This is a genomic window from Pontibacter brevis (genome assembly GCF_054779655.1).
The window spans coordinates 85,564-108,483 of the sequence record NZ_BAAGXV010000012.1 but is presented as its reverse complement, the minus strand read 5'-3'; the positions used below and the strand labels follow the sequence as shown (position 1 = coordinate 108,483).

The window sequence follows — 22,920 nt, the reverse complement described above, 5'->3', positions numbered from 1 at the left end:
TACCTGAGGCTGGCCGACACCTCAGGAGCCGAGAGGCAGGCTGATATGCACCAGGGTGCCTTGGCCTGGTACAGCATGAATGCGCATGGTGCCGTTCAATAGTTTCACCCGGTCCTGAATGGATTTGAGGCCGATTCCTTTAGTCTGGATGTGCGACGGGTCAAAGCCCTTGCCGTTGTCTTCTGCCAACAGCACCAGGGAGTTCTTATGCTGCCGCAAAAGCAGGCTGGCCTCGGTAGCCCCGGCATGCTTCACAATATTATTCGCCAGCTCCTGCGCAATGCGGTAGACACCTACCTGCAGGTGTTTTTCCAGCTGGCTGCTCAAATTGAAAACAAGGCACTGGAACTCCAGGTCACTTGTATTGAAAGCAACGCAAATCTCTTTAAAGGCCACCTCCAGGCCAAAATGTTCTAGTACAGACGGGGTTAACTCATGCGAAATGCTTCGGACCTGGTTGATGGCCTGCTCCAGCATCTGGTCCGTATAAAGGATAGAGGCCTTTAGGGCATGCTTATCCTGTGTTACCTCCTCGCGCGTAAGCTGGTCCAGGTTGAGCTTGGCACCGTACAGGAGTTGCCCGATACCATTGTGCAATGCTTCGGCAATGCGCCTTCTCTCTGTTTCCTGGGTTTCCATTATAGCCAAAAGCAGCTCTTTCTGCTGGTTTAGCCGCAGCTGAAGGTTTTCCTGCTCCAGTTTCTTTAAAGCCGAAACATCGCGGGCAATTACCAGCACGCTTTGTATACTTCCGTCTTCTGAAGACTCAGGCACCAGGCGGGAATAATAATAAGCCCTTCCATTCGGCAGCTCACAGGAATGATTGTAATCCTGTGTTTCACCTGTCTCGAACACCAGGCTCAGTTTCTCCTTCCAGGACATGCTGCAAGTTTCAGGCTGCTCTGCCTGGCTGTTGCCCTTTAAGTAAAGGAAAGAAACGGACATACCTGTAGCAGCCTCGAAAGCGTTGTTATTAAAGATAAGCCTCCGGTCTTTATCCCACCGGGTAATAATATCCGGCGTGTTATCCAGCAGCGTGCGGAAGTGCAGCTCGCTTTGCCTTATCTTTTCTTCTATCAGCTTCCGCTCGGTAATATCCTGTACAATGCCAATGAATGCCTGGGCATTGCCTTCGCTGTCACATTTCACTTTGCCGGAGCTGTGCATGTACCGCATCTCACCATCTGGCAGGTACACGCGCCGGTAGTACTCATAAGGCTGCTTGTTTCGGATAGCCTGCTCCAGCACCTGCCGGACAACCGGCACGTCATCCGGGTGCGACGCAGCGTCAATTATGTCCAGCGTAGGCGCAAAAGAATCAGGCTCAAGGCCCAACAGCCTGTACATCCCTTCTGAAAAACGAAAGGTGAGCGTGGCAACATCACCATAATAACTGCCGACACGCCCCACCTGCTCTGCCTCGCGTAGCAGCATTTCGCTTTCCCGTATTTTCTGCTGCGCTTTTACCTGCTCGGTAATGTCCTGCACAGTACCATTTACTTTTTGCGGGCTGCCCATCCCAACAAACTCGATCTTCCCCCTAATGTGCAGCACCCGTACCGCCCCGTCTTTCCGGATGATTCTGCAGATGTGATCGAGCTCTTTTTGTTCGGTGTAAAATGCCGCTATGGCTCTTTCATATGCTTCCCTGTCATCCGGATGAATGAGGGCTGCATACTTCTCGTATGTTATTTTCTCCTGCTGTGGCTCATAACCGTGTATGCGGTAGAGTTCGGCTGACCACCGGATGTTCTCATACGGGTATGCAGCCTCAAAACTACCAATATGCCCCAGGGTTTGTGTTTCTTCAAGCCTGCGCTGCTCTTCCTCTAATTTTTGTTTTGTATTGTGGAGCTGTTCAAGTGCAGCCTGCAGCACGTGGTGCTGATAATTTAGCTTTTCTACTTTTCCCTGGCTTTTGACCAGTTCAGTCACGTCAGAAACTTTATGAATGATATAGGCAATCTCTCCTGCCGCATTTAGTACCGGGGTGTTCAGCGGGCTCCAGTACTTTTGTTCAACCCCCCCTTCAGGGTGCGATGGCCTGGGCACATCGTATTGCTGGACAACCATCGTATCAGGTTTTTTGCTACTCAACACCCTATCAAAAGAAGCTTTCAGGTTCTTCACAGCGTTTGACTCTGGCATTGCAGGGTTCTCCGGGAAAACATCAAACAGGGATTTGCCAATGATCTCCTCCCGCCTGCTAAAGGTGGCCGCTAAATAAGCATCGGTGGCCATGCGTATTATCAGGTCCGGGGAGAGGATGAGATAGGCATCCGGAGCAGATTCAAGTATTTGCAGAAGGCAACTCAGATCCTGCCGCACATCAGGCTGGACTTGCGCAGTGGAATTCTCTGTACCGGAACTGGTGCCATTGTAAGGGGTTTTTTCAGTCATGCCTTTACTTTCTCCTGCAATCTCTGTTAAAGCTAAAAATGAGTTGTACCTGTCCCTTAGGTTTGAATGAAAGCGCAAAAAGAGCGCTGAGCAGGCTGACAAAAATCATTTGCTCCCGCTCATCTCTGAAAGCACATTTACTTGCCATGGTACCCACCTTGTGCAGGACAAACAGCAGTGTTGCTTAAGTAAATATAGAGATTTCGTACAAAAAGGACAACAGGTGCAGCTTGCAGGTAGAAAGCGGGGTTGCAGCTCACGCTCACCTGCAGCCCTCTCTTTCAGAGGGCCCTGCTACTTTTTAGGTATTCGGATATAAAAGGTAGAGCCCTTGTTCTCCTCGCTCTCAAACCAGATTTCACCCTGGTGCCAGTCCACAATCGTTCTGATAATGGACATGCCTAAACCCACAGATGGTTCGCCCTTGATGCCGGGTCTTCGGGCATTGGTAAACTTGTTGAACAGAGTATCATGGAACTTTGCCGGTATGCCTATTCCGTTGTCGGCCACTTTAAACAGCACGCTTTCCGCCTCTTCTTCCACACTGATCGTGATGACTCCACCGTCAGGCGAAAACTTAATAGCATTCGAAATCAGGTTGTTGAGGCACTGCATGAACTTGTTGTCGTCCAGTTCCATGTATACACTATCACTGGAGGTCACGAAGCGGAAGGTCTTTCCTGTTGCTTTTTCGTTCTGCTTATACTCCTCCATTACCCGATCTATCCGCTTTACAATGTCCACCCGCTTTTTGATCACATCCGTGGTGGTAGACTCCAGAAACTCCTGGTTCATGAACTCCTGGATCAGTTGTGTCCCCTGCTGGCTGCTTTGCCTGATCAGGTTAATAATATTGCTTATGTCCTTGTTGTTGCCCTGCTTTAGTTCATCCTCTACCATGGCCGACAGGCTTTCGATCAAGGCCAGGGGACCAGCCAAATCATGTGAGAGAATGTTGAGGACGGCATTTTTCTTATCGGAATACTTTTTCAAATAATTATTGTGTTCCTTAGCGGGCGTTATGTCGTCTGCAAAACCTACAATTTTCCCCTTCGCCGGCTCCTCCTCCAGCAGGTAAGGCGTCAGGCACAGCCAGCGCTCCGTATTGTTAGGCAACACGATGCGAAACTCTATGTTTTTGAGAACCTCCCCTTTCAGCACCTGAAGGCACTTATCTTCTACGTGCTGTTGGTCTTCCGGGTGCACCATCGCCAGCAACGATGGAAGATCAGTGGCCATTTCCCGCTTTCTCTTAAAAACCTGCTCAAAGGCAGGGTTCAGGTAGGTGAATGCACCCGTGGCGACATCATACGAAAAGACGATTTGGGAGGTACGCTCAATAAGTGCCTGGCATGCGTCGAAAGTACTATTTAAAGGGAGGCAAGGGGGCATGGCTTCGGGAAACGCTGTTATCCCGTGGGCCGCTTCTGTTTAAAGATACATTTTAAAAAGTATAATAGTTTACCCGGCTGTATTTCTTTGCAACCACAGATGGTTTTCCTTCTATGATCCTCTGAAAAAGTGAGAGAAGTACCAGGGCTGAGAAAGACGCTTACAGGGAGCCTTCCTTGTTCAGCAACCGGTCGAGCATGACCCGGGCATTTATAAAGCATTTGAGATTGGTATAGTCGTGGGAGTTATATGCTATTCTCCCGGCATCATAAAAGAAGGTATGAAGCGACTCATACATGTCCGGCTCAAGGGGTACCAGCTGTTCCAGGCCGGACTGACAGCCTTGCAGGCAAAGGCCATTGTTGCGGAAAGAAACCCAGAAGGAGGATAGTTTTCCATCCTTCACCAATGTCTCGAACTCTTCCAGTGCGCGTGTTATGTTGTTAACCATAAAAGTTTGTTTTCTTGTGCTGTTGTTCCAGAACACCTTCTCAGGACATAGTCTAGAACTATGTTAACCCCTTTGCTTCCGTAACGATTCAAGGAAAAACACTGATTTTTCCACTCCGTATTTCTATAGAAAGCATAAAATACGCAGCCCTGAACAGGGGAGGCAGCTAATTGGCAGCACGCAAATATGGTTATATCAGGAGATTATACGCTACTTCCGTGTTTATCCTTATCTTTTGGGAAAAACACTTAAAAGTAGCCTTCTCCGGCACCAACAACAGGTTTCCCCTGTATAAAGAACCAGGAACCTAAACGCGTGATCTTTTCTTCAAGCCAGCCAGCGATAAGCTACGGCAGGTAGCGGAGAGAATGATAGCAGAGCGGGAGCTATACCCCTTCCTTAGCGGAAACGGCTCACACAGAAGCGAAAAGGTACAGAGTTGAAGAAGTTGGTTTTAGAAATTTTATAATTAAATGGAATTTGTTGATTTAAGGACGGGATATCTGCTCACAGGATTTGGCGATTTCGAGTCGGCGCTTTCTGCCACAGAGCAGCTTTGCGGAAAGGGGTTCAAAGTGGCATACCTGAATGAGGCAAACCATGTACGGGACCGGGAGGTAAGCGAATATACCAGGAGCTTTCGTGAAACAGAAGGGAAAAAATACCAGAACTATCATTACATACTGCGGGAACAGGCAAAAGAAGAGGCCCTGGAGAGCCTGAAAACCGCCATGGAGGTTCTGGAGAAGAAGTGTAGCCAAAAAGCCAAGTTCATTATGGTGGTAAATGTAGTAAAGTAGGATCATATATGCTTATAAGATAAGTATAAGCCTGATAACAAGCGTATGTGCTTAGAAAAGGAAGCGTATGGTAGCAGTAATAACAGGAGCATCGAGTGGCATAGGACGTGCCACTGCTTTGGAGTTCGCCCGCAAAGGGCATGATGTGGTACTGGCAGCACGATTCAACGCCGGCCTGCAGGAGGTAGTAGCGGAGTGTGAGCGCCTAGGGGGCAGGGCGGTCGCAGTGCCTACCAACGTAGCCCTGGAAGAGGAGGTTGATGCCCTCGCAGTCCGGGCCAGGGAGTCCTTCGGAGGTTTCGATGTGTGGGTGAACAACGCCGCGGTCGGACTTTTCGGGCATTTTGAAGAAATCCCTACAGACGATATCCGGCAGTTGCTGGATATAAACCTGCTGGGCTACATCTATGGCGCGAGAACAGCCCTCCGGCAATTCCGCTTCCAGGGCCACGGCACACTCATCAATGTTTCTTCTATGGTGGCGCTTGTAGGGCAGCCTTTCTCTGTGCCATACTCCATTAGCAAGTTTGGCATCCGCGGCATGAGCATCAGCCTGTCACAGGAGCTTGCCGATGAGGAAAAAATTCATTCCTGCTGCGTGTTACCGGCAGTGATAGACACCCCTATTTTTCAGCATGCCGCCAACTACATGGGCAAGGCTATCAAAGCCCCTGATCCTGTTATCCCGGCTAAGCGCGTGGCCAGAACCATTTACAAATTAACCAGGAAACCAAAAGAAGAGGTTACGGTGGGCAACATGTCGCGCATGATGCGCTTTCAGCGGCTGGTTACACCGAACGAGTTGTTCGACAAATACATGCAGAAGATGATTGCCACGAACCACTTTAAAGATGAACACGCTGCGCCATACCAGGGCAACCTCTACGAGCCCCTGACAAACTGGAACAGGGTGAACGGTGGCTGGATACCGGATAACAAGCAAAAGGGCGGCAATACATTTAAAACAGTAGCCGGCATAGCCGCTGTGCTGCTTGCCGGCGTTCTCCTTGGTGCATCCGCTTTATCTGATAAAAGGAACAGGGACTAGCCGCTGCCGCAAAACCCAGGCTGAGGAACATTAAAACAACAAGCGCCCACTTTTAGACAACCTAAACAACTTAAAGCTATGGCAAACTATTTTGACAAATTCGCACAGGAAGGAAACGAATACCTCAACGAGCTGGCTGCTGACATGGGCCACCCGGAGGAACAAGGACAAACTTACATCCTGCTGCGGTCTGTGCTGCACGTCCTGCGCGACCGCATCACCATCAGCGAGTCTTTTCATGTGCTTTCGCAGCTGCCCATGTTCCTGAGGGGTATTTATGCAGAGCAATGGGAGTACAGGGAAACGCCCCTGAAAATCGACAGCCTGGAAGAGTTCAAGGATGCCGTAAAACAGGAACAGGCAAAATTCGGCGAGCAGCAGTTCGACTGGAGCCAGTCCACCGAAGACCTGATTGCAATGATTTTCACCTCGCTGGGCACCCGCTACCTCACAGAAGGACAGCTACAGCACATCGCCACCCAAATGCCGAAGGAACTACAGGGGCTGTTCCCGGTAGAGGCAGAAAACAATCGTTAAACCGGTCCGGATGGAGCGGGCAGCCCGCGGGCCTGAAGCCGGCCCCGCAGCAGGGCGTAAATATTCCGTTGAACCTTACAACAGCTCCAATACAAAATTATAGTATCTATTATGGCAGGAATTTCCTCAGAACTCACCATAGACTTAGCTAAAGAATATCATTCACTCCAGCATGCAGCAGACCTGGACCCGCTGATGGAACGTATCGGCGATGCGAAATATGTCCTGCTCGGAGAGGCCTCGCATGGCACACACGAATACTATACCTGGCGGGCAGCGATATCCAGGAGGCTGATACAGGAGAAAGGCTTCTCCTGTATTGCCGTGGAAGGCGACTGGCCCGATTGCTTTGAGATAAACCGGTGGGTAAAAGGGTACCCGGGGGCACCTGAAACGATAAAGGACGTGCTGAACAAGTTTGACAGGTGGCCTACCTGGATGTGGGCAAACTGGGAGATTGCAGCCCTGGCAGAGTGGATGCGGAACCATAACAGCAACCTGGCACCGGACAAAAAAATCGGTTTCTACGGCCTGGATGTTTACAGCCTCTGGGACTCTATGGAAATTATCGTGGATTACCTTGAAAAAGAAGATCCGGAAGCAGCGGAATACGCGAAAAAAGCGATTGACTGCTTTGAGCCCTACGGTGAGGAAGATGCTTATGCTTCTGCGCTAAGCTTGCTAAAACAAAGCTGCAAAGACGAAGTTCTGAAACTGCTGCAGGCTGTACGGCAGCGGGCCCCGCAGTATGACGGGGAACCGGAGGCAAGCCTCAATGCGGAAATTAATGCATTGGTGGCGGCCAACGGTGAAAAATATTACAGGACCATGGCCTCGTTCGGGGGTAACTCCTGGAATGTAAGGGACCTGCACATGGTGGAAACCCTGAACTCCATTATGAAGTACCATGGACCGGACGCGAAGGTGATTGTCTGGGAGCACAACACGCATATCGGCGACGCCCGCGCCACCAGTATGGCAGATGGGGGCCTGCTGAATGTCGGCCAGCTCGTGCGCGAACAGCATCACCCGGAAGAGGTTGTGCTGGTAGGCTTCGGCTCTTACGAAGGTTCGGTTATAGCTGGCAGTATGTGGGGCGCCCCGATGCAGGAGATGCCCGTGCCACCTGCCATCCAGCACAGCGTGGAAGAAATGCTGCATGCCATGTCCCCGGAAAACAAGCTGCTTATCTTCGACCAAAGCCCTGCCCTGCAGGAACATTTCAGGGGCTGGCTGGGGCACAGGGCAATCGGAGTGGTGTACAACCCGGAAAGGGAAAGAGGCAATTACGTGCCCACCAAACTAACCTCCCGCTACGATGCCTTCCTGTACATAGACAAAACGCAGGCCCTGCATCCGCTGCGCCTGAAACCAAAGGGAGATTTAACCCCGGAAACATATCCGTTTGGGATGTAAGGTATGAACACCTTCATGAGATGGAAAGCGATGGCTTCAGAAATTAATCATGTTGAGAACTGACATTCATTCAGGTCTGGATAAAATAAAGGGGGCAGGTCAATAAGACCTGCCCCCTTTATTTTATACGCTATTTTCGTCTGCCTTTCGGAGGAAAAGCTTTAAAATCCGCTTACATCCAGCCTACCCCCTGTTACTGTCTTGCCAGCTAAAGAAGCAGTAGGAACAGTGCTGCTAAGGATAGCATTTTTCATTTGCGCAGCTGTAGCGCCAGGATTTGAAGCAGCCCACAAGGCTACACCACCGGTTACATGCGGCGTAGCCATAGAGGTTCCGCTGTAAGAAGAGTAGGTATTGAAAGCAGTAGTGGAATAGACACCTGAACCAGGAGCACCTAAATCTACTGTTTTAGCACCGTAATTGGAGAAAGAAGACTTATCACCGGAAGATGTGATAGCGGCAACAGCAATGATGTTGTCCAGTTCATAGTTAGACGGATAACTTGCCGTTACGTCGTTATCATCACCAACACCATCACTGCCACCGTTTCCTGCAGCTGCTACAAAGAGAATTTCCTGCGCATTGGCGCGGCTAATGGCATCATAAAGCGCTTGTGAAAAGCCGCCACCGCCCCAGGAGTTGTTGCTGGCCACGATGTTCATATTGTGGCGCGTCTTCAGGTCAGTAAGGTAATCCACTGCTTTTACGGCGTTTGCGGTAGTACCTCCTCTTCTACCCAGGAACTTGCAGGAGATCATGGTCACGGTCCAGTTCACGCCTACCACACCTGCACCATCCATTTTTGCACCAATGGTGCCGGCTACGTGTGTGCCGTGGTCGTCCAGGCTGCCCCTGGAGCCACCATCATACACTTCATTGTCGTTGCCATCAAAGTCCCAGCCATGGATGTCGTCCACGTATCCGTTTCCGTCGTTATCCACTCCGTCTACCGGGTCATTCGGATTTGTCCAGATGTTTTTATCCAGGTCCGGGTGCGTATACTGTATTCCTTCATCAATGACACCTACCACTACAGAGGCTGACCCTGTATGGCCAGTTGCCCATGCCTCACCGGCCTGGCTGCCGTACTGGTTTGCAGGAGAAGTAGCATCTCCGTACATGCCCCACAAAGAACCGTTGGTGTAGTAAGGGTCGTTAGAGGCAGCATGATGCTGGTAGATATAGTTTGGCTCAGCAAACTCAATTTCAGCCCCACCTTTTATTTTGCTGATTGCCTCAAGAGCGGCCATGGGCGTGTGCACCAGCAGGAAACCTTCCCTGTCGCCGAAGCGCTCCATTGTCTTCGTCAGGATGTGCTCTTTTACCTTGCCGCTGATACGGGCCAGCGCAGCTGCTCTGGCCTCTTCCGACGTACCAGCTTTAAACTTTACCAGCACCTCGTTGGCCACAAACTCCTGGCCCCTGGAGGCCATTGCCTGCGACTCCTCTGTCAGTGCCAGTGTTTCAGTTTCTGAAAATGGTTCCTGCTCGCAACCTGTAAGAAAGGCTACTGATAAAGCCGCCACAGCTACGGCAGATTTGCCCGCTGTAAAATAATTTTTCTTCATGTTTCAATTGTTTAAGGTGAGATGTAACAATGATAAGTACGGGAAAAAAAATTCCGTTAAACAGGAAGGTTCGTACCTAACAGCAACTATGCTTTTAGCAGGAAAATAAATGAATAAAGAAACAGCTGTTACATTTTTACATCAAATGACTTAGGTTTTTTAAATAAAAGTGTTATAGGCCACTATAAAAAAGTAACAAAGCTGCTTAAATTTATTTTTTGCCTTGTTCAGAAAAGGTAAATATTGGAGCTAAAGGTACACGAAAAAACAGATTCCAGAAGAAATTACAACAAAAATTACCACTTTTAATAAAAACCCGGCTGACTGGTAGTTAAAAGCTTATTTTCTCTTCCATTCCATGAAAGAATAGAAATCAGTGGTCAACCAGCTGCAGGTGTTGTGTACCTCTACCTCCGTGCAGCACAGCACCTGTACCTTCTTGCTGAGGGAGCCATTCTTAAACTACAAGCCGAATAGCCAGACACTCGTATGAGCTGCGCACGCTGCGAGGTCTTTAAGCTCTCATTATTCAAGAACTCGTATTGTAGGGAAAACGCGGTTTCTAAACTTTTGTCATTCTGTTCAGCGTGTTGTTTGTATTAGAGGGTCTTTACCACCGGAGGTTAAGATTGAGCAGGAGTTATGTCAAATACTTAAGCTAAACTGTCATTTCGAACATGCCTGAGACGAGAGTAGAAAGGGACCTGCCTAGCAGTGAGAAATCTGTCATATTGTGTGGGGTCATGAAATAACTCAGATTTCTCACTGTGTTCGAAATGACAAAAAAGTTTTTTTGTTGACACTTGAAAGGCAAAGTAAGGTCACCTCTCCCACTCCACCTGCGGGAACACTACTTCCAGCTGGCGTTTGATAACGCGGTAGTTGCCTTTCCAGAACGTAGCCAGGTCAGCCACTCTGGTGATGGGCTTCAGGTCCGGGGTGAGCAGGTGCAGTTCTACCTTCATTTCCCCGGCATCTACTGTAGGGCTCTCTTCCCTGGCCAATATGTCCTGCAGGCGAATTTCCAGCCTGGGTTGTTCACCATCTGGCCGATACTCCAGATCAATCGGAGATCCATCCGGCAGCACCAGGCTGGCAGGAGCCAAGTGGTCTAGCCGGGCAAGTTGCGCCTCGTCCAGGTACTTTGCTTCCAGGATTGGCAGGAGCTCCAGTTCCATGAGTTCATCCGGGTGCTCGATGTCGTAGAGGTGTGGGCGCAGCCATTCCCAGTTGGTCAGGAGCAAGGTGGAGGTGCTCACGTCAGGCCAGCCTTCTGTGGGGCGCCACTTCCGCAGGCTGAGCACGCGGTGCTGCCATTGGGTCACTTCCTCATTAAAGTCCAGCAGGTGCTCGCCTTCCTGCTTAATAGCTTCAGAGATAGCCGGTACGCGGTGCTTCTCGTCGGGTGGTGGCAGCGGCTTGCTTTGCAGCACAATGCTGCCGATGCGGGTATCCAGGGAGGCGGTGAGTTCGCCGTCGTTCACGTCCCAGTGGTAAACCTCCTGCTGCTTTAAGAGCGGGGCCAGGTCGCGCGGGTTGAGCGGCGAGGCCAGGAAAATGCGGCCCGGGTTATCTTCGCCGCCGGCGTGCAGGTGCGCGATGGCCAGCCAAGGCTCGTGCGCCAGGTCGTCGCGGTGGCCGGCGGAGGCATACTTGCCATTGGCCAGCTGGAACTGCGCGTTGTTGCCGGGGCGGGCGTAGGCGATGCGCTCGGGGTAGCAGTGTGCCAGCAGCACCCCCGTTTCATACTCGTCAAAGGTGCTGTTGTCGGCCTCTACCTGGAACAGCTGGCGGTACGAGCGGGCCACCTTCTCTATCTTCCCAAAGCTCTTGCCTTTGCCCTGCTCTTTCCTGTAACGTCGCAGCGCTTCCACTCTCAGGTTAATGTCGATGCCGGCGTTGCGGTCCAGCGGGTCGCGCTCTTCCAGGACGGCGGCAATGTCGCTGGCCAGCGGCACCTGGCCTGTTTCTTCGGCTTTGAGCAGCATGTGCGCAATGCGCGGGTGGCAGGGCAGCGCATGCATGCGTTTGCCGTGTTCGGTGATGCGGCCATGCTCCAGCGCCTGCAGCTGGTGAAGCATTTCGGTGGCATATTGCAGGGCAGCACGCGGTGGCGGGTTCAGCCAGGTCAGGCCACGGATATCCGTGATGCCCCATTGCGCCATGTCCAGCACCAGCGAAGACAGGTCAGCTTCCAGGATTTCAGGGGTACGGTGCGGGGCCATACGCTCCTGCGTGGTTTTGCTCCACATGCGGTAGGCGGTGCCGGGGCCCAAACGTCCGGCGCGACCGGCACGCTGGTCGGCGGCGTCTTTAGAGATGCGCACCGTTTCGAGCCTGGACAAACCGGACTTCGGCTCGAAGCGGGAGGTTTTGCCAAAGCCTGTATCCACCACCACCGAAATGCCTTCTATGGTTAAGCTGGTCTCGGCGATGCTGGTGGCCAGCACCACTTTGCGCCTGCCCTGGCGGTCGGGCATGATGGCGGCGTACTGCTTGCCGAAGGGCAGCATCCCGAACAGCGGGTGTACCTGGAAACCGCGCAGCTGCCGGCGCAGCAGGGTTTCAACTTTCCGGATGTCGTTTTCGCCGGGCAGGAACACCAGGACATCGCCCTCCTGCTCTTTCGCTGCCTGCTCCACCACCTTGGCCGTCATTTCGGGCAGGTGGCGGTCGTCTGCGTCGCCGGTATAAAAGGTTTCGATGGGGTATTGCCGCCCCATGCTTTGCGCCACCGGCGCCTGGAGCAGGCTCGTGAGTTGCGGCATGTCCAGGGTGGCCGACATCACCATAATGCGCAGGTCCGGGCGAAGCGTACCCTGCGCTTCCCGGCTCAGGGCCATGGCGACATCGGCATGGATGCTGCGCTCATGGAACTCATCGAAGATGACAATGCCAACCCCCGTCAGCGAGCGGTCGCTGTGGATCATGCGGGTGAGGATGCCTTCGGTGACTACCTCAATGCGGGTTTGCGCGGAAGTGCGGTTCTCGAAACGGATGCGGTAGCCGACGGTCTGGCCTACCTCCTCGCCCAGCAGCTGCGCCAGGCGCTCGGCAATGGTTTTGGCCGCCAGTCGCCGGGGTTCCAGCATCACGATTTTCTGGTCTTTCAGCCAGGCCTCGTTTAGCAAAGCCAGCGGCAGCAAGGTGCTTTTACCGGCTCCGGGAGGGGCGTTGACAATCAGCGTGTTCTGCGCCGCCAGGTGCTCCCGCACGGCAGGCATAATTTCCCGAACGGGTAAGTCGATGGTAAAGGGGTTGAAAGGCAATTTTTTAAATTTTAGACACAGGTATTAGAAACAGGATTTCAAAATTACAAACTCTTCTTCATGCGAATGCCAGGTTAGGATGTATTAGTTTCTACCTTATGTTGTGCACAAAAAAAACACTAGCAGGAAAATTTACCCTTGGGGATACGGACTTAGATAAAGAAGTGGGACTTATAGACTGAACGGAAAGAAGCCTTCCGCCATGCAGCAAGCAAAAGATTTGATTGAGCTTTGCGCAGCTGAAGCGGGAGCGTGTACAGGTGCAGCAAGGGCAAAAAAAATCGGCAGGCCACTATATGACCTGCCGATTTTTTATTTCATGGTTCTTACCCTTTTTGCCCGACATATATGCCATAGCCTACCAAGCCTGCCGCAGCGGCAAAAAGCAGGTATTGCTTCTGCTTGGAAGGAAGCTTCTGGTAAAAATTAACACCCTTCTCGGCAGGGTCATTCATGATATCTTTTATCTGTGATGGCTCATCCACCAGGTTTTTAATGCTCGTTTTGCTGTTGTTATCCATAGCGTTTTCTTTTAGGTATTTAAAGTTGTATAACATTAGATACGAACCTACGCCTTATTTGATATGCTGTAATTACATTGACAGCTAAACCTGGCTTAAAAAAACAAGCGGCAGCAAGGTACTTTCACCGGCTCCGGAGGGAGCAATCAGCTTGTGCTGCGCGGCTAGGTGCTGCCGAACGGACAAATCAATAATGAATGGGTAACTGGAATGAAAGGCAAATTTTGTGTTTTTATGCTTCATTCAGCTTGGCAGGTCTACTGAATTGCCAGCCCGTAATTGGCAGGAAACCAGGTACGGCCTGTCCATACAGCAGCCTTCATTAGGTACCTGGTTACGCCCAGTGTCACATTCCTGATAATATCCTTAAATAACCCGTTGTTAAATGACTAACCTGCGTATAGTAAGTATGTTAGAAAACTTATTCCCGATTGGATCAGAAGTGTTCGCCAAAGTGAATCCTGATTTAAAATTAACCATCAGACAATACCTGAAACGTATTTACTACTGCACAGTAAACAGCAACCCTTCGCAGAAGGACCTGGTTTATTATGAGCGTGAGTTGATACCTATACCGGTGAAATAAAAAATAAAGCCCCTGCTCAACACAGGGGCTTTTTAATTAATGCCGTCAACATAAGAGAATGTTTGCTGCTACTGTCTCCCTACGCCCTTGCTGTGTCTTTTGACCAGCAAGTTTTGTTGGTGAAAATACACAACAACGGCAGCGTTATCCTTGTGTTAACGGCATGGGGCTTTTTAATTTTCAGCTGCTTCCGGTTTTACGTAGCACCTTTTCCTGTACCAGTTCCTCATAGTTTTCTGGCGTGGCAAGTAGGCTGCATTTTGGGTACAGCACCACACCCCGCCGTACAACCTTGCTTCCAGCTTCTATCTTATCGGCGTTCACTCCCATTGCGCCATACACATGTATCGTGAAGAAATGGTAATTCGTTTTCTTCGCATAGCCCTCTGCCGTAATTCTACCTGTGATGGTCCGCTCCCCCACAAACTCCGACACTTTCCCTTCCACGTAAGGCGTATATACCGACTCCGTCCATTCTACTTTACAACCGACCGTTAAATTCATACTATGTACTATGGTGGATTTGATTTAAGGTTGCGGGTAGTGTAGATGATAGCATGCTGTATGAAGCTCCGGAGCTGCAATAGCACGATTTATTGCCTGTCAACCAAGCTTTTTCCAGCAAAGGTAGTGGCGGCAAGGTGCCTTTATCGGCTCCGGAAGGGGCGTTTTCTCTTGTTTTATAACAGTTTGTTCTTTCATAAAATGAAGCGACTGATGCACTATTTCGATTTCTTAGATTATATAAATTCAGATGAACTTTTGAATCCTGATATTGACAAGTACTTGTATAATGAGTGCAAAATCAATGGCATAATCTATTCATCAATTATATTGAAATCAAAGGAAGAATTTTAAAAATCTGATTCTTATGAACAGAATGTAGATACTGCTGAAGCTGATTCCTCTATCCCACCAGAATAACACCAAAAATGGGTAACATCGCTTAAGTCCGCTAATGACTGCTACCACGATAGAGTGCTAAACAAGATTGGTGAAGGACTCAAAAATTAAATATTTCTATTCGCTATATCGCAGCTAAAATATTTTTAGGTAAATTGTATTGTTTTTAGTTATAAATACGATACAGAAGCTCCAAATATCTCCTGTGTCAGTTATTTAAGACAATATGATCAACTCTGAAAATGTTAAGTATTTTGACAGAATCCTGTCTCACATTCTAAGTACTGCTACAAAGCAACTCAAATTAAAAGAACTTACTGACCTTTGTGACCAGGACAGGGATCTTGCTTTAGTGATAGCCAAAGAATTCAAGGAAAGAGATTTGGTTTTAATCGCAGAAGCAAAAATGGAGTATGCCATCCTTTTAAAAAGGAACGGAGTGGCTGCTACCTTCTTTAAAAATGGTGGTTTTACTGCGGAGTTCGAACGACAACAGGCTGCGCTTAGGCCACCGAAAACGAGGGACGAAAAGATTAAAGATTTCCTAGAACAGATACAGGATAATGGCGGGCGGTACCTTCCAATAGAAGAAGAGTCGAGGGAGGTTTACCGTATGTGGAATACTTTACTTAAGGTAGATCTGCTTGAGCGGGATGGAATTTGGTTAGTGTTGTCTGATGAAGCGGTTGATATGTTAGATAGTGGTGAAACGTACAGCGACTACATCAGCAGAAAAAATACACCTCCGCCTCCTACCATTAATGTGAACGGTAACTATATTGGTGGCTCTAATTACAACTCACCGTTAACTGCTACTAATATTGTGGGTAGCAACAATGTGACTGGAAATATTGTTGCTGCCGTTACCAAAGAAGAAGGTAAAAGACCTCTGTTAGAGAGGCTGAATTGGGGTGCAGGTATAGTTGGCGTATGTTGGGCGATTTGGGAATTCATCGTAAAGAACTTTATAAACTAAATAAAAAGGGAGACTTTTTAGTCTCCCTTTTTATTTACACCTTCTTTATTGTCTGATTTGAAGCCAGTATAGACCTCCGCTGGCGCGAGCTTGTAGCTCGTGTCTTTTCTTTTTCACGCAGCTATACATTCAGCATTAGTAACAGTACGAGCTACAAGCTCGCACTAGCGGACGCCATTTTTATAAGTGTTGACAGGAACATGAGCAGAAAGTATAAGTTTCATAACAACAAAGGGATATACTTTGTCAGCTTCGCGGTAGTGTACTAGATTGACGTTTTTACGCGGGAGGAGGAGTCTTTTAACAGCTGCAAAGCGGCTAAAGCCTTACAACTGTCCCTCGATGGCACGAGCTTGTAGCTCGTGCCTTTTCTTTACCACGCAGCTGTACCTCCAGCATGAGTAATAGTACGAGCTGCAAGCTCGCACCAGCGTGTAACCTACACTAGCGTAATTATACTATAGCGCAAGTTTATACTAGCGCAACACCTCCACGGACAAACCATTATCCGGTTCAAAACCCGACCACCGCTGTTATAAGTATAAGCAGAAACATGAGCAGGAAGTATAAATTTCATAACAAGGAAGGGCTGTACTTTGCCTCCTTTGCGGTAGTGTACTGGATGGATGTGTTCACACGGGAAGAATACTTTGCCATCCTGACCCATAGCCTGGACTACTGCCGGAAAAACAAAGGCAGGGAGATTTATGCCTGGTGCGTCATGCCCAGCCACGTGCACCTCATCTTTCGGGCCAAAGACAACAACCCGAGCGTACTGCTGAAAGAACTGAAAACCTTTACTTCAAAGCAACTACAAAAAGCTATAGCGGAGCACAACCAGGAAAGCCGGAAGGCTTGGATGCTCTGGCTCATGGAGCGGGCGGGCCTGAAGAACAGCAATGTAAAGCACCGGCAATTCTGGCAGCAACACAACAAGCCTACCGAGCTGTGGAGCCACAGCGTGATAGATCAGAAGATTGACTACATCCACCACAACCCCGTGGAGGCTGGCTTTGTGTCGGAACCGCACCATTGGAAGTATAGCAGCGCGGTAGACTTTAGCGGCGGTAAAGGAGTGCTGGAGATGGACCTTGATTAGGAGAGGCACGAGCTGCAAGCTCGCGCCAGCAGTGGGCAGCAGTGGCAGCCAGCTCACACCAGCAGTTGCCAATGGAAAAAGCAAAACTAATAAGCCAGCAAAGGCCCGCAGGCAATCACGACAACCCATACCACCACAGCGCACACCGCCACCGCTTTCGCTCTTCGGGCTGTGTTGCCGTGCCCCCAGCCCGATACCGAACACAAGCTGTACAAATGACATAAACCTGCCTTTATACCTCCTACCCCAAGCCTGTTTGATTCCATACAGGAAGTGCTGCCTTCTTTTACTGAACCTATGGCTTCATGATGATAAATGTGACAATGCCAAAGACTTTCATGCTCATGGCTTCCGTCACCTCTATAGCAGGATAGGCAGCATTGGCAGCTTCCAGGAACAGTTTGCCTTCTCGTTTCCGGATGGTTTTTACAGTAAAGTTATTGTCGAGGTAACAAATCACGATACGTCCATCTTCAGGTTCCAGCAGGCGATCAATAATCAGTATAGCACCATCTTTGATGTTGGCATCTTCCATAGAATTTCCACGCACCTTCAACATAAAGGTAGCGGTGGGATTTTTCACCAGGAACTCATTCAGGTTAATACGCTCGTCCAGGTAATCATCAGCCAGCGATGGAAAGCCCGCTGAAACGCGGGAGGCATAATAAGGTACCTTCAGTACGTCAAACACTTCAATTTTGTACAATTCAAGTCCTTTGGATCGAAGGATATCCACGATAGCATCTTCTTTCATAGCGCAACAAAAACTAATATTTTTAGTATATAACAGTAAGTATAACTAATTTAATTAGTAAAACCAAGTTTACAAATTACCTTTCTATACTGCCGAAGCAGTGCAATTCCTATCACCCTACCGCTATGTTAGATAAGTTTTTAGACAAGATACCCACCGACAAAATTTATGAAGAGCTGCTGCAGCCGAGTTTTAAAAATGTGGGAGAAGCTTTAGGAACCTTGTTCAGTATGGGCAACCTTATTTTGTTACCCCTGAAGCTTTATGAGCAGAAATCCAGGATGAAATTTGAAGTAAATCTGAAGCGTTATGCCAAGAAGCTGGAAGACAGCGATGCGGAGGCTATTTGTGAGGTACCGCCCTATGTAGGCTTACCCATTTTAGATAAGCTGACTTATTTAGACCAACACGAACTATCTGAGGCTTTTATTAACCTGCTGACGAAAGCATCTACAAAAGCTACTGTTAATCTGGCGCATCCGTCTTTTATCAGCACACTAAACAACCTGTGCGCCGACGAGGCCCGGATCCTGTTTCATTATAAGCACAAAGAAAGTATACCCAGGATAGACTTATACATTAAAAAACAACAGCCTGCGGCTCCGGAACCTTTAATCTCACTTCATCCTGACCTAACGCTCCTGGAAGGAGAACAGCGTTTTACGCCGGCACAGGAGGTGCACACGAAAGTAGCCTGGAACCTGACAGGTGTAGAAGTTTTTGTAAAGATGGATTTTCCGGAAAACGTGGATGTATATATCGAAAACCTGGAAAATCTGGGGATTCTTGCACTTGAAACAGAGGTACAACTGAAAAAGGACATCGCTATCTTTAAGCAGTTGGAGCATGAAATTTACAAGACCAACATGATGAACTGCCGGGAATGGGTTGAAAAGCTGAATCAGGAGCGCCAGCACGTGCTTTACTCCTTGTATCCTAAAAACTGCTATTACTACTTTACAGAGTATGGCAAAATGTTTATGAAAGCCTGCATAAAAGAGCTCAACGAGGCTGGCGAATAAAACCAGGAGCCAAAGCAGTATTTCCTTTTCTCCCCCCAATCGTATTCACCCAAGCCATAGAAGTTGTACAAGATACATTTACTTCCCGAACAGCCTTACCCTGCACGAGAAAAGCCCGCTGCTCTTTAAGATTTGCAATCTGATCTGCAAAAAGCATGCTACCTACACCACCTCAGAAGCCCTCCCGAAACTCTTTCAGGTGGGCGTAGCAGGCAGGGCTGCTAAAGTTCCGGGGGTCGTTATTTTCAGAAGGTGCCTGAGCTGGCTGTGCCGGTGTATACTTTGCTACCAGCCTTTTCAGCTTTTCATCGACAGCCGTTTCTACAACTCCTCCATGGTAACAGATGATGCGGTCCACCTCCAGTTGCTGTAGCTTTTGAACAGAGGCTACCGCCTGCTCCAGGTCCATGGTAAAGTGGGGGTTCGCCAGTTCCAGTTCCCCCTGCACCACCACCACCGCATCGGCAGCCAGTAGCGTTTTGCGCTGCGGGAGGTAAACAGAAATATGGCCTGGCATGTGGCCCGGAGTCGGAATGATGTGAATGTCTCCCCATGAAGCCGGCACTTCATTTTTATCTTACCTATTCCACGTAAACATGAGTACTACAAAATCAATATTCCTGATATCCGGGGCTGTGGTGCTGGCAGCCATATTGTATATGGCCATTACATACCAGAGTTCTGACAAAGAAGTAGCGGACTATGTAGTGCCAGAATTACAGCTAGCATATGAACACAGAAATGGTGTTTGATTCGGAGGTGCTGGAAAACAGCGAAATAAGGTTAAATGCTTCAGGTAAACACCAATCTGCCATTGAAGCAGCTAAATCAGTGGCAGATGAAGAGTAGTGCAGGCTACTACTTAACCGGAAATCAGGGCGTAAAAGAGACTTTCCGGAAGTGCCCTACGTATGCAAACAAATGGATGTTTGTTTTATAAAAGGAAAATCAGATGCAAAACACTTCTAATAAACGACCGGCTTTGCTGCTCTTTGATGTGAATGAAACCCTGCTCGACATGTCTGACATGCAGAAGGCGGTGAACAAAGCTTTTAATAACGAACTGGCTTTCAAGTTCTGGTTTGCACAACTCCTGGAGTACTCCCTCGTGGAAAACGTGACAGGCACATACCATGACTTCAGCGAGGTAGGCCAGGCTGCCATGCGGATGACAACAGCCGTGACGGGCCAGGACGTATCAGAGGAAAAGCAAAAGGAACTGGTGGCCATGGTGAAGAGCACACAACCGCACCCTGACGTGATTCCGGGACTGCAAAAGTTGCAGAAGGCGGGGTTCAGGATGGCCACGCTTTCCAACTCCCCGGCCAAATCGAGCGTGCCGCACCTGGAGAAAGTAGGCCTGAAGGACTTCTTTGAAGCGACGCTGAGCGTGGATGGCGTAGAAAAATTTAAGCCGCACCCCAGCCCTTACCAGTATGCAGCAGACCAGCTGGGCGTAAAACTTGAAGAGGTGATGATGGTGGCAGCGCATGGATGGGACATAGCAGGTGCCTTACGCGCCGGTGCCCGTGCAGCCTTTCTTTCCCGCCCTGGCCAGGTGCTGTACCCGCTGGCTCCCACACCAGAACTGACCGCTCCTACCCTATCTGACTTGGCTGATACACTGGTTGCCATGAACGGAGGCTGACCTGCTGCACACGGCCTGGTGGATTCTGAGGAAGGCAATCGCCACAAAGCAAGGGGGCTTCGAAAATAAAGTAAACCGAAACAAAAGAAACATACTGCATGAAAAAGATGAAGAGAAACAAATGGGGCAGTTTTTTACTCCTAATGCTATGGGTTATTCCGCTCGGGTGCAGCCAGACACCGCGACAGGGAGGCCAAAAAGGCGAGAAAACGGTTACCCTGACAATACCGAACCACCCCCTCCGCACTGAAAAAGACCTCGACATCCTGATGCAGGAGATTGGCGATGCACGGGTGGTTTTATTAGGAGAGGCATCGCATGGCACCGCTGAGTATTACACCTGGCGTGCTGCCATCACAAAGCGCCTGGTCCAGGAGAAAGGCTTTGATTTTATAGCCGTAGAGGGAGAATGGGCCGACTCTTATCGGGTAAATAATTTTATCAAAGGAGCGCCGCAGGACAGCGCCGCCACTGTAGCCTTACTTGAGAACTATAACAGGTGGCCTACCTGGATGTGGGGCAACTTCGAGGTTGCCTCTCTTGTGACGTGGCTGAACGCGCATAACCAGCAGGTACCGGAAGCGTCAGAAGTAGGCTTTTATGGCCTGGATGTATACTGTATCTGGGAGTCGATGATGGAGCTGATGCCCTACCTGGAGGAACAGCAACCTGCTCTGGTGAAGGCTGCCATGGAGGTGCACCAGTGTTTTAAACCCTACAGTGCTGATGCGATGGAGTACGCCCGGGCTGTAGCCAGTGCCTCGGCTAATTGCAGGGCGCAAACCAGCCGCCTCTGGAGGGCCATTCAAAAACAAAGCAAAGCCGAAGGCGCAAGCAAAAGCGAGGCCCAGTTTGTGGCAGAACAGAACGCGCTTGTCGCCCTGAATGCAGAGCGCTATTACCGCACGGCCGTCAGCAGCAGCTCTGAGTCCTGGAACATCCGCGACAGGCATATGATGCAAACCCTGAAACGCTTGCTCGACTTTCACGGACCGGAATCGAAGGCAATCGTGTGGCAACACAACACCCACGTGGGCGACGCCCGTTACACCGACATGGCCAGCCAGGGCGAGGTGAATGTCGGGCAGCTGGCGCGGAAGGAATACGGGGAAGAAAATGTTTACATTGTTGGCTTTGGCTCTTACAGCGGCTCTGTGATAGCGGCGAGAGGCTGGGGTGCCCCCATGAAGACAATAGAGGTGCCGCCGGCCACGGAAGGGAGCTGGGAGCAGGTGCTGCATCAGCTCAGCCCGGAAAACAAAATCATTTTGTCAAAAGACATCCGCGATGAAAAGAACCTGAAGCGGCCTATCGGCCATCGGGCCATTGGTGTAGTTTATAACCCGCAGCTGGAACACCTGGGCAACTATGTACCCTCGGTTATACCCAAACGCTACGATGCTTTCCTGTACATTGACAGAACACACGCCCTGCACCCGATAGAGAAGATTACCGTCAGCAACGAGCCACCAGACCTTTTTCCTTTCGGAACATGAGGTGTGCGAACGTTTAAAGCTTATGTGTCATTTCGAACATGCCTGAGACGGGAGTTGAAAGGGACCTGCGAAGCAGAGAGAAATCCGGGATATTGCGGGGTCATGAAAAAAAGCAGATTTCTCACAGTGTTCGAAATGACACATAACTAAACTTCACAAAATAGCTTTACCATTGCTCCCGGATCCGGTCACACACCTGCTTCAGGTTACTTTCAGAAGTTGGATGTTGGCCGCAGGAGTGCGCCATTCAGAAGCCCTGACAGATTTTAGGATGAGCCTTAGAAAATAACTGGCAGGGCTTGCCAGCCGCTCTGCCAAAGCCGCAATTCTTTTGTCACGGTTTGCAATACATAAGTGGTAAGCATCACCTGCTTTCTGACTCAGTTCCCGGGCAAAGCACCAGGCACCCTCCCGGGCCACCACGATACTAAAGCTGGCAAGCAGTTCATCATGGGTTTTACTGTACATGTCCAGCAGCCCCATCAGGGGAGAAATTTTGCCAAGGTTGTCCTGCACCTTGTCCACCATTGCCTTTAAAATGGCATTTATCCTATCAAAGTCATCTTTAATAAGTGAAAGGTGCTGCCCTTTCATTGTCTCTACAGTTGCGATGCCGAGGTCGAGGTTGATGTGGGCGTTGACACCCAGAAGGAGATGCTGCAGGATAATGGGAGGCGCTAGCGCAGCACTTCTAAAGGCAACGCCCCAGGAAGCAGTGGGCTGCCTGCCCGCTTTCCAGAGATGCCATGCCTCCAGGTATCGGTTAGCGAAAAGCACATCAAGCTGCTCCATACGGGCTCCATCGTCAAACTCGTTCCTGAGAATTCCCTCCTTCACCCGGCAGGTCACACAATAGTAGAGCACGGCAAAATACCCTGCCCTGTCGTTGGTGAGCATGCACTGCTGGATAATATCATCCAGTGCAGCAATTACATCGTCCGTTGTTTTACATTCCGCCTGAAGAAGAGCCATTGTGCCCGCATTAAGTTCAAATCAAGTTTATAGCATGCAACAGCCTCTTCCCGCCCTCCATC

General features: G+C 49.7%; 21 protein-coding genes. 10 read left to right on the top strand and 11 right to left on the bottom strand.

All coding sequences use genetic code 11. The annotated features are described in order from the left end of the window. Window positions 1-21: 21 nt before the first annotated feature. The 3 genes from ACYVB1_RS03440 to ACYVB1_RS03430 all read right to left on the bottom strand — a co-directional run bounded on the left by ACYVB1_RS03440 (window position 22) and on the right by ACYVB1_RS03430 (window position 4,243). Window positions 22-2,400 (bottom strand): PAS domain S-box protein, encoded by a 2,379-nt coding sequence (locus ACYVB1_RS03440; protein WP_460920601.1) that lies wholly within the window; start codon window positions 2,398-2,400, stop codon window positions 22-24. A gap of 294 nt (window positions 2,401-2,694) precedes the next feature. Continuing rightward, a complete protein-coding gene (locus ACYVB1_RS03435) occupies window positions 2,695-3,792 on the bottom strand; it encodes a sensor histidine kinase (protein WP_460920599.1) in 1,098 nt (365 codons plus the stop codon). Between the two features lie 160 nt (window positions 3,793-3,952). Beyond that, window positions 3,953-4,243 (bottom strand): hypothetical protein, encoded by a 291-nt coding sequence (locus ACYVB1_RS03430; RefSeq protein WP_460920597.1) that lies wholly within the window; start codon window positions 4,241-4,243, stop codon window positions 3,953-3,955. A 473-nt stretch (window positions 4,244-4,716) separates the two neighbouring features. Between ACYVB1_RS03430 and ACYVB1_RS03425 the strand changes: the two genes are divergently transcribed. The 4 genes from ACYVB1_RS03425 to ACYVB1_RS03410 all read left to right on the top strand — a co-directional run bounded on the left by ACYVB1_RS03425 (window position 4,717) and on the right by ACYVB1_RS03410 (window position 8,044). Continuing rightward, window positions 4,717-5,043 (top strand): hypothetical protein, encoded by a 327-nt coding sequence (locus ACYVB1_RS03425; protein WP_460920595.1) that lies wholly within the window; start codon window positions 4,717-4,719, stop codon window positions 5,041-5,043. Window positions 5,044-5,110: 67 nt separating this feature from the next. Then, on the top strand, window positions 5,111-6,091 hold the full coding sequence (locus tag ACYVB1_RS03420; protein WP_460920593.1) for an SDR family oxidoreductase: 981 nt from the start codon (window positions 5,111-5,113) through the stop codon (window positions 6,089-6,091). A gap of 78 nt (window positions 6,092-6,169) precedes the next feature. Further along, the gene (locus ACYVB1_RS03415) at window positions 6,170-6,628 is read left to right on the top strand and encodes a DUF2267 domain-containing protein (RefSeq protein ID WP_460920591.1); all 459 of its coding nucleotides are present in this window, start codon (window positions 6,170-6,172) and stop codon (window positions 6,626-6,628) included. A 111-nt stretch (window positions 6,629-6,739) separates the two neighbouring features. Then, complete coding sequence (locus tag ACYVB1_RS03410) at window positions 6,740-8,044, top strand: erythromycin esterase family protein (RefSeq protein ID WP_460920589.1); 1,305 nt, start codon at window positions 6,740-6,742, stop codon at window positions 8,042-8,044. A 161-nt stretch (window positions 8,045-8,205) separates the two neighbouring features. Here ACYVB1_RS03410 and ACYVB1_RS03405 read toward each other — a convergent pair whose 3' ends face one another. The 3 genes from ACYVB1_RS03405 to ACYVB1_RS03395 all read right to left on the bottom strand — a co-directional run bounded on the left by ACYVB1_RS03405 (window position 8,206) and on the right by ACYVB1_RS03395 (window position 13,402). Continuing rightward, window positions 8,206-9,612 carry a S8 family peptidase gene (locus tag ACYVB1_RS03405; RefSeq protein ID WP_460920587.1) on the bottom strand — a complete coding sequence of 469 codons (1,407 nt, stop codon included), beginning with the start codon at window positions 9,610-9,612 and terminating at the stop codon, window positions 8,206-8,208. An 821-nt stretch (window positions 9,613-10,433) separates the two neighbouring features. Then, entirely contained in the window at window positions 10,434-12,881 is a 2,448-nt protein-coding gene (gene hrpB / locus ACYVB1_RS03400; protein ID WP_460920585.1) for an ATP-dependent helicase HrpB, read from the bottom strand. Between the two features lie 326 nt (window positions 12,882-13,207). Beyond that, the gene (locus ACYVB1_RS03395) at window positions 13,208-13,402 is read right to left on the bottom strand and encodes a hypothetical protein (RefSeq protein WP_460920583.1); all 195 of its coding nucleotides are present in this window, start codon (window positions 13,400-13,402) and stop codon (window positions 13,208-13,210) included. Between the two features lie 409 nt (window positions 13,403-13,811). On the opposite strand from ACYVB1_RS03395, the gene ACYVB1_RS03390 reads away from it, so the two are divergent. Continuing rightward, complete coding sequence (locus ACYVB1_RS03390) at window positions 13,812-13,988, top strand: hypothetical protein (protein ID WP_460920581.1); 177 nt, start codon at window positions 13,812-13,814, stop codon at window positions 13,986-13,988. Between the two features lie 180 nt (window positions 13,989-14,168). Here the strand turns inward: ACYVB1_RS03390 and ACYVB1_RS03385 are convergent, their stop codons facing one another. Beyond that, the gene (locus ACYVB1_RS03385) at window positions 14,169-14,492 is read right to left on the bottom strand and encodes a hypothetical protein (protein WP_460920579.1); all 324 of its coding nucleotides are present in this window, start codon (window positions 14,490-14,492) and stop codon (window positions 14,169-14,171) included. A 625-nt stretch (window positions 14,493-15,117) separates the two neighbouring features. Here ACYVB1_RS03385 and ACYVB1_RS03380 point away from each other — a divergent pair. Both ACYVB1_RS03380 and ACYVB1_RS03375 read left to right on the top strand, forming a co-directional pair. Beyond that, window positions 15,118-15,867, top strand: coding sequence for a hypothetical protein (locus ACYVB1_RS03380; RefSeq protein ID WP_460920577.1), 750 nt, complete (start codon window positions 15,118-15,120; stop codon window positions 15,865-15,867). A 553-nt stretch (window positions 15,868-16,420) separates the two neighbouring features. Then, on the top strand, window positions 16,421-16,966 hold the full coding sequence (locus ACYVB1_RS03375) for an REP-associated tyrosine transposase (protein WP_460920575.1): 546 nt from the start codon (window positions 16,421-16,423) through the stop codon (window positions 16,964-16,966). Window positions 16,967-17,052: 86 nt separating this feature from the next. Here ACYVB1_RS03375 and ACYVB1_RS03370 read toward each other — a convergent pair whose 3' ends face one another. Continuing rightward, complete coding sequence (locus tag ACYVB1_RS03370) at window positions 17,053-17,232, bottom strand: hypothetical protein (protein ID WP_460920573.1); 180 nt, start codon at window positions 17,230-17,232, stop codon at window positions 17,053-17,055. 29 nt (window positions 17,233-17,261) lie between these two features. Further along, a complete protein-coding gene (locus tag ACYVB1_RS03365) occupies window positions 17,262-17,720 on the bottom strand; it encodes a LexA family protein (RefSeq protein ID WP_460920571.1) in 459 nt (152 codons plus the stop codon). A 125-nt stretch (window positions 17,721-17,845) separates the two neighbouring features. On the opposite strand from ACYVB1_RS03365, the gene ACYVB1_RS03360 reads away from it, so the two are divergent. Beyond that, window positions 17,846-18,742 carry a DUF4393 domain-containing protein gene (locus ACYVB1_RS03360; RefSeq protein WP_460920569.1) on the top strand — a complete coding sequence of 299 codons (897 nt, stop codon included), beginning with the start codon at window positions 17,846-17,848 and terminating at the stop codon, window positions 18,740-18,742. A gap of 172 nt (window positions 18,743-18,914) precedes the next feature. On the opposite strand, the gene ACYVB1_RS03355 is transcribed toward ACYVB1_RS03360, so the two are convergent. After that, window positions 18,915-19,307, bottom strand: coding sequence for an MBL fold metallo-hydrolase (locus ACYVB1_RS03355; RefSeq protein WP_460920567.1), 393 nt, complete (start codon window positions 19,305-19,307; stop codon window positions 18,915-18,917). 387 nt (window positions 19,308-19,694) lie between these two features. On the opposite strand from ACYVB1_RS03355, the gene ACYVB1_RS03350 reads away from it, so the two are divergent. Then, a complete protein-coding gene (locus ACYVB1_RS03350) occupies window positions 19,695-20,390 on the top strand; it encodes a haloacid dehalogenase type II (protein WP_460920565.1) in 696 nt (231 codons plus the stop codon). Window positions 20,391-20,488: 98 nt separating this feature from the next. After that, a complete protein-coding gene (locus ACYVB1_RS03345) occupies window positions 20,489-21,886 on the top strand; it encodes an erythromycin esterase family protein (RefSeq protein WP_460920563.1) in 1,398 nt (465 codons plus the stop codon). A gap of 201 nt (window positions 21,887-22,087) precedes the next feature. On the opposite strand, the gene ACYVB1_RS03340 is transcribed toward ACYVB1_RS03345, so the two are convergent. After that, entirely contained in the window at window positions 22,088-22,858 is a 771-nt protein-coding gene (locus ACYVB1_RS03340; RefSeq protein WP_460920561.1) for a DUF5995 family protein, read from the bottom strand. Between the last annotated feature and the right edge of the window lie 62 nt (window positions 22,859-22,920).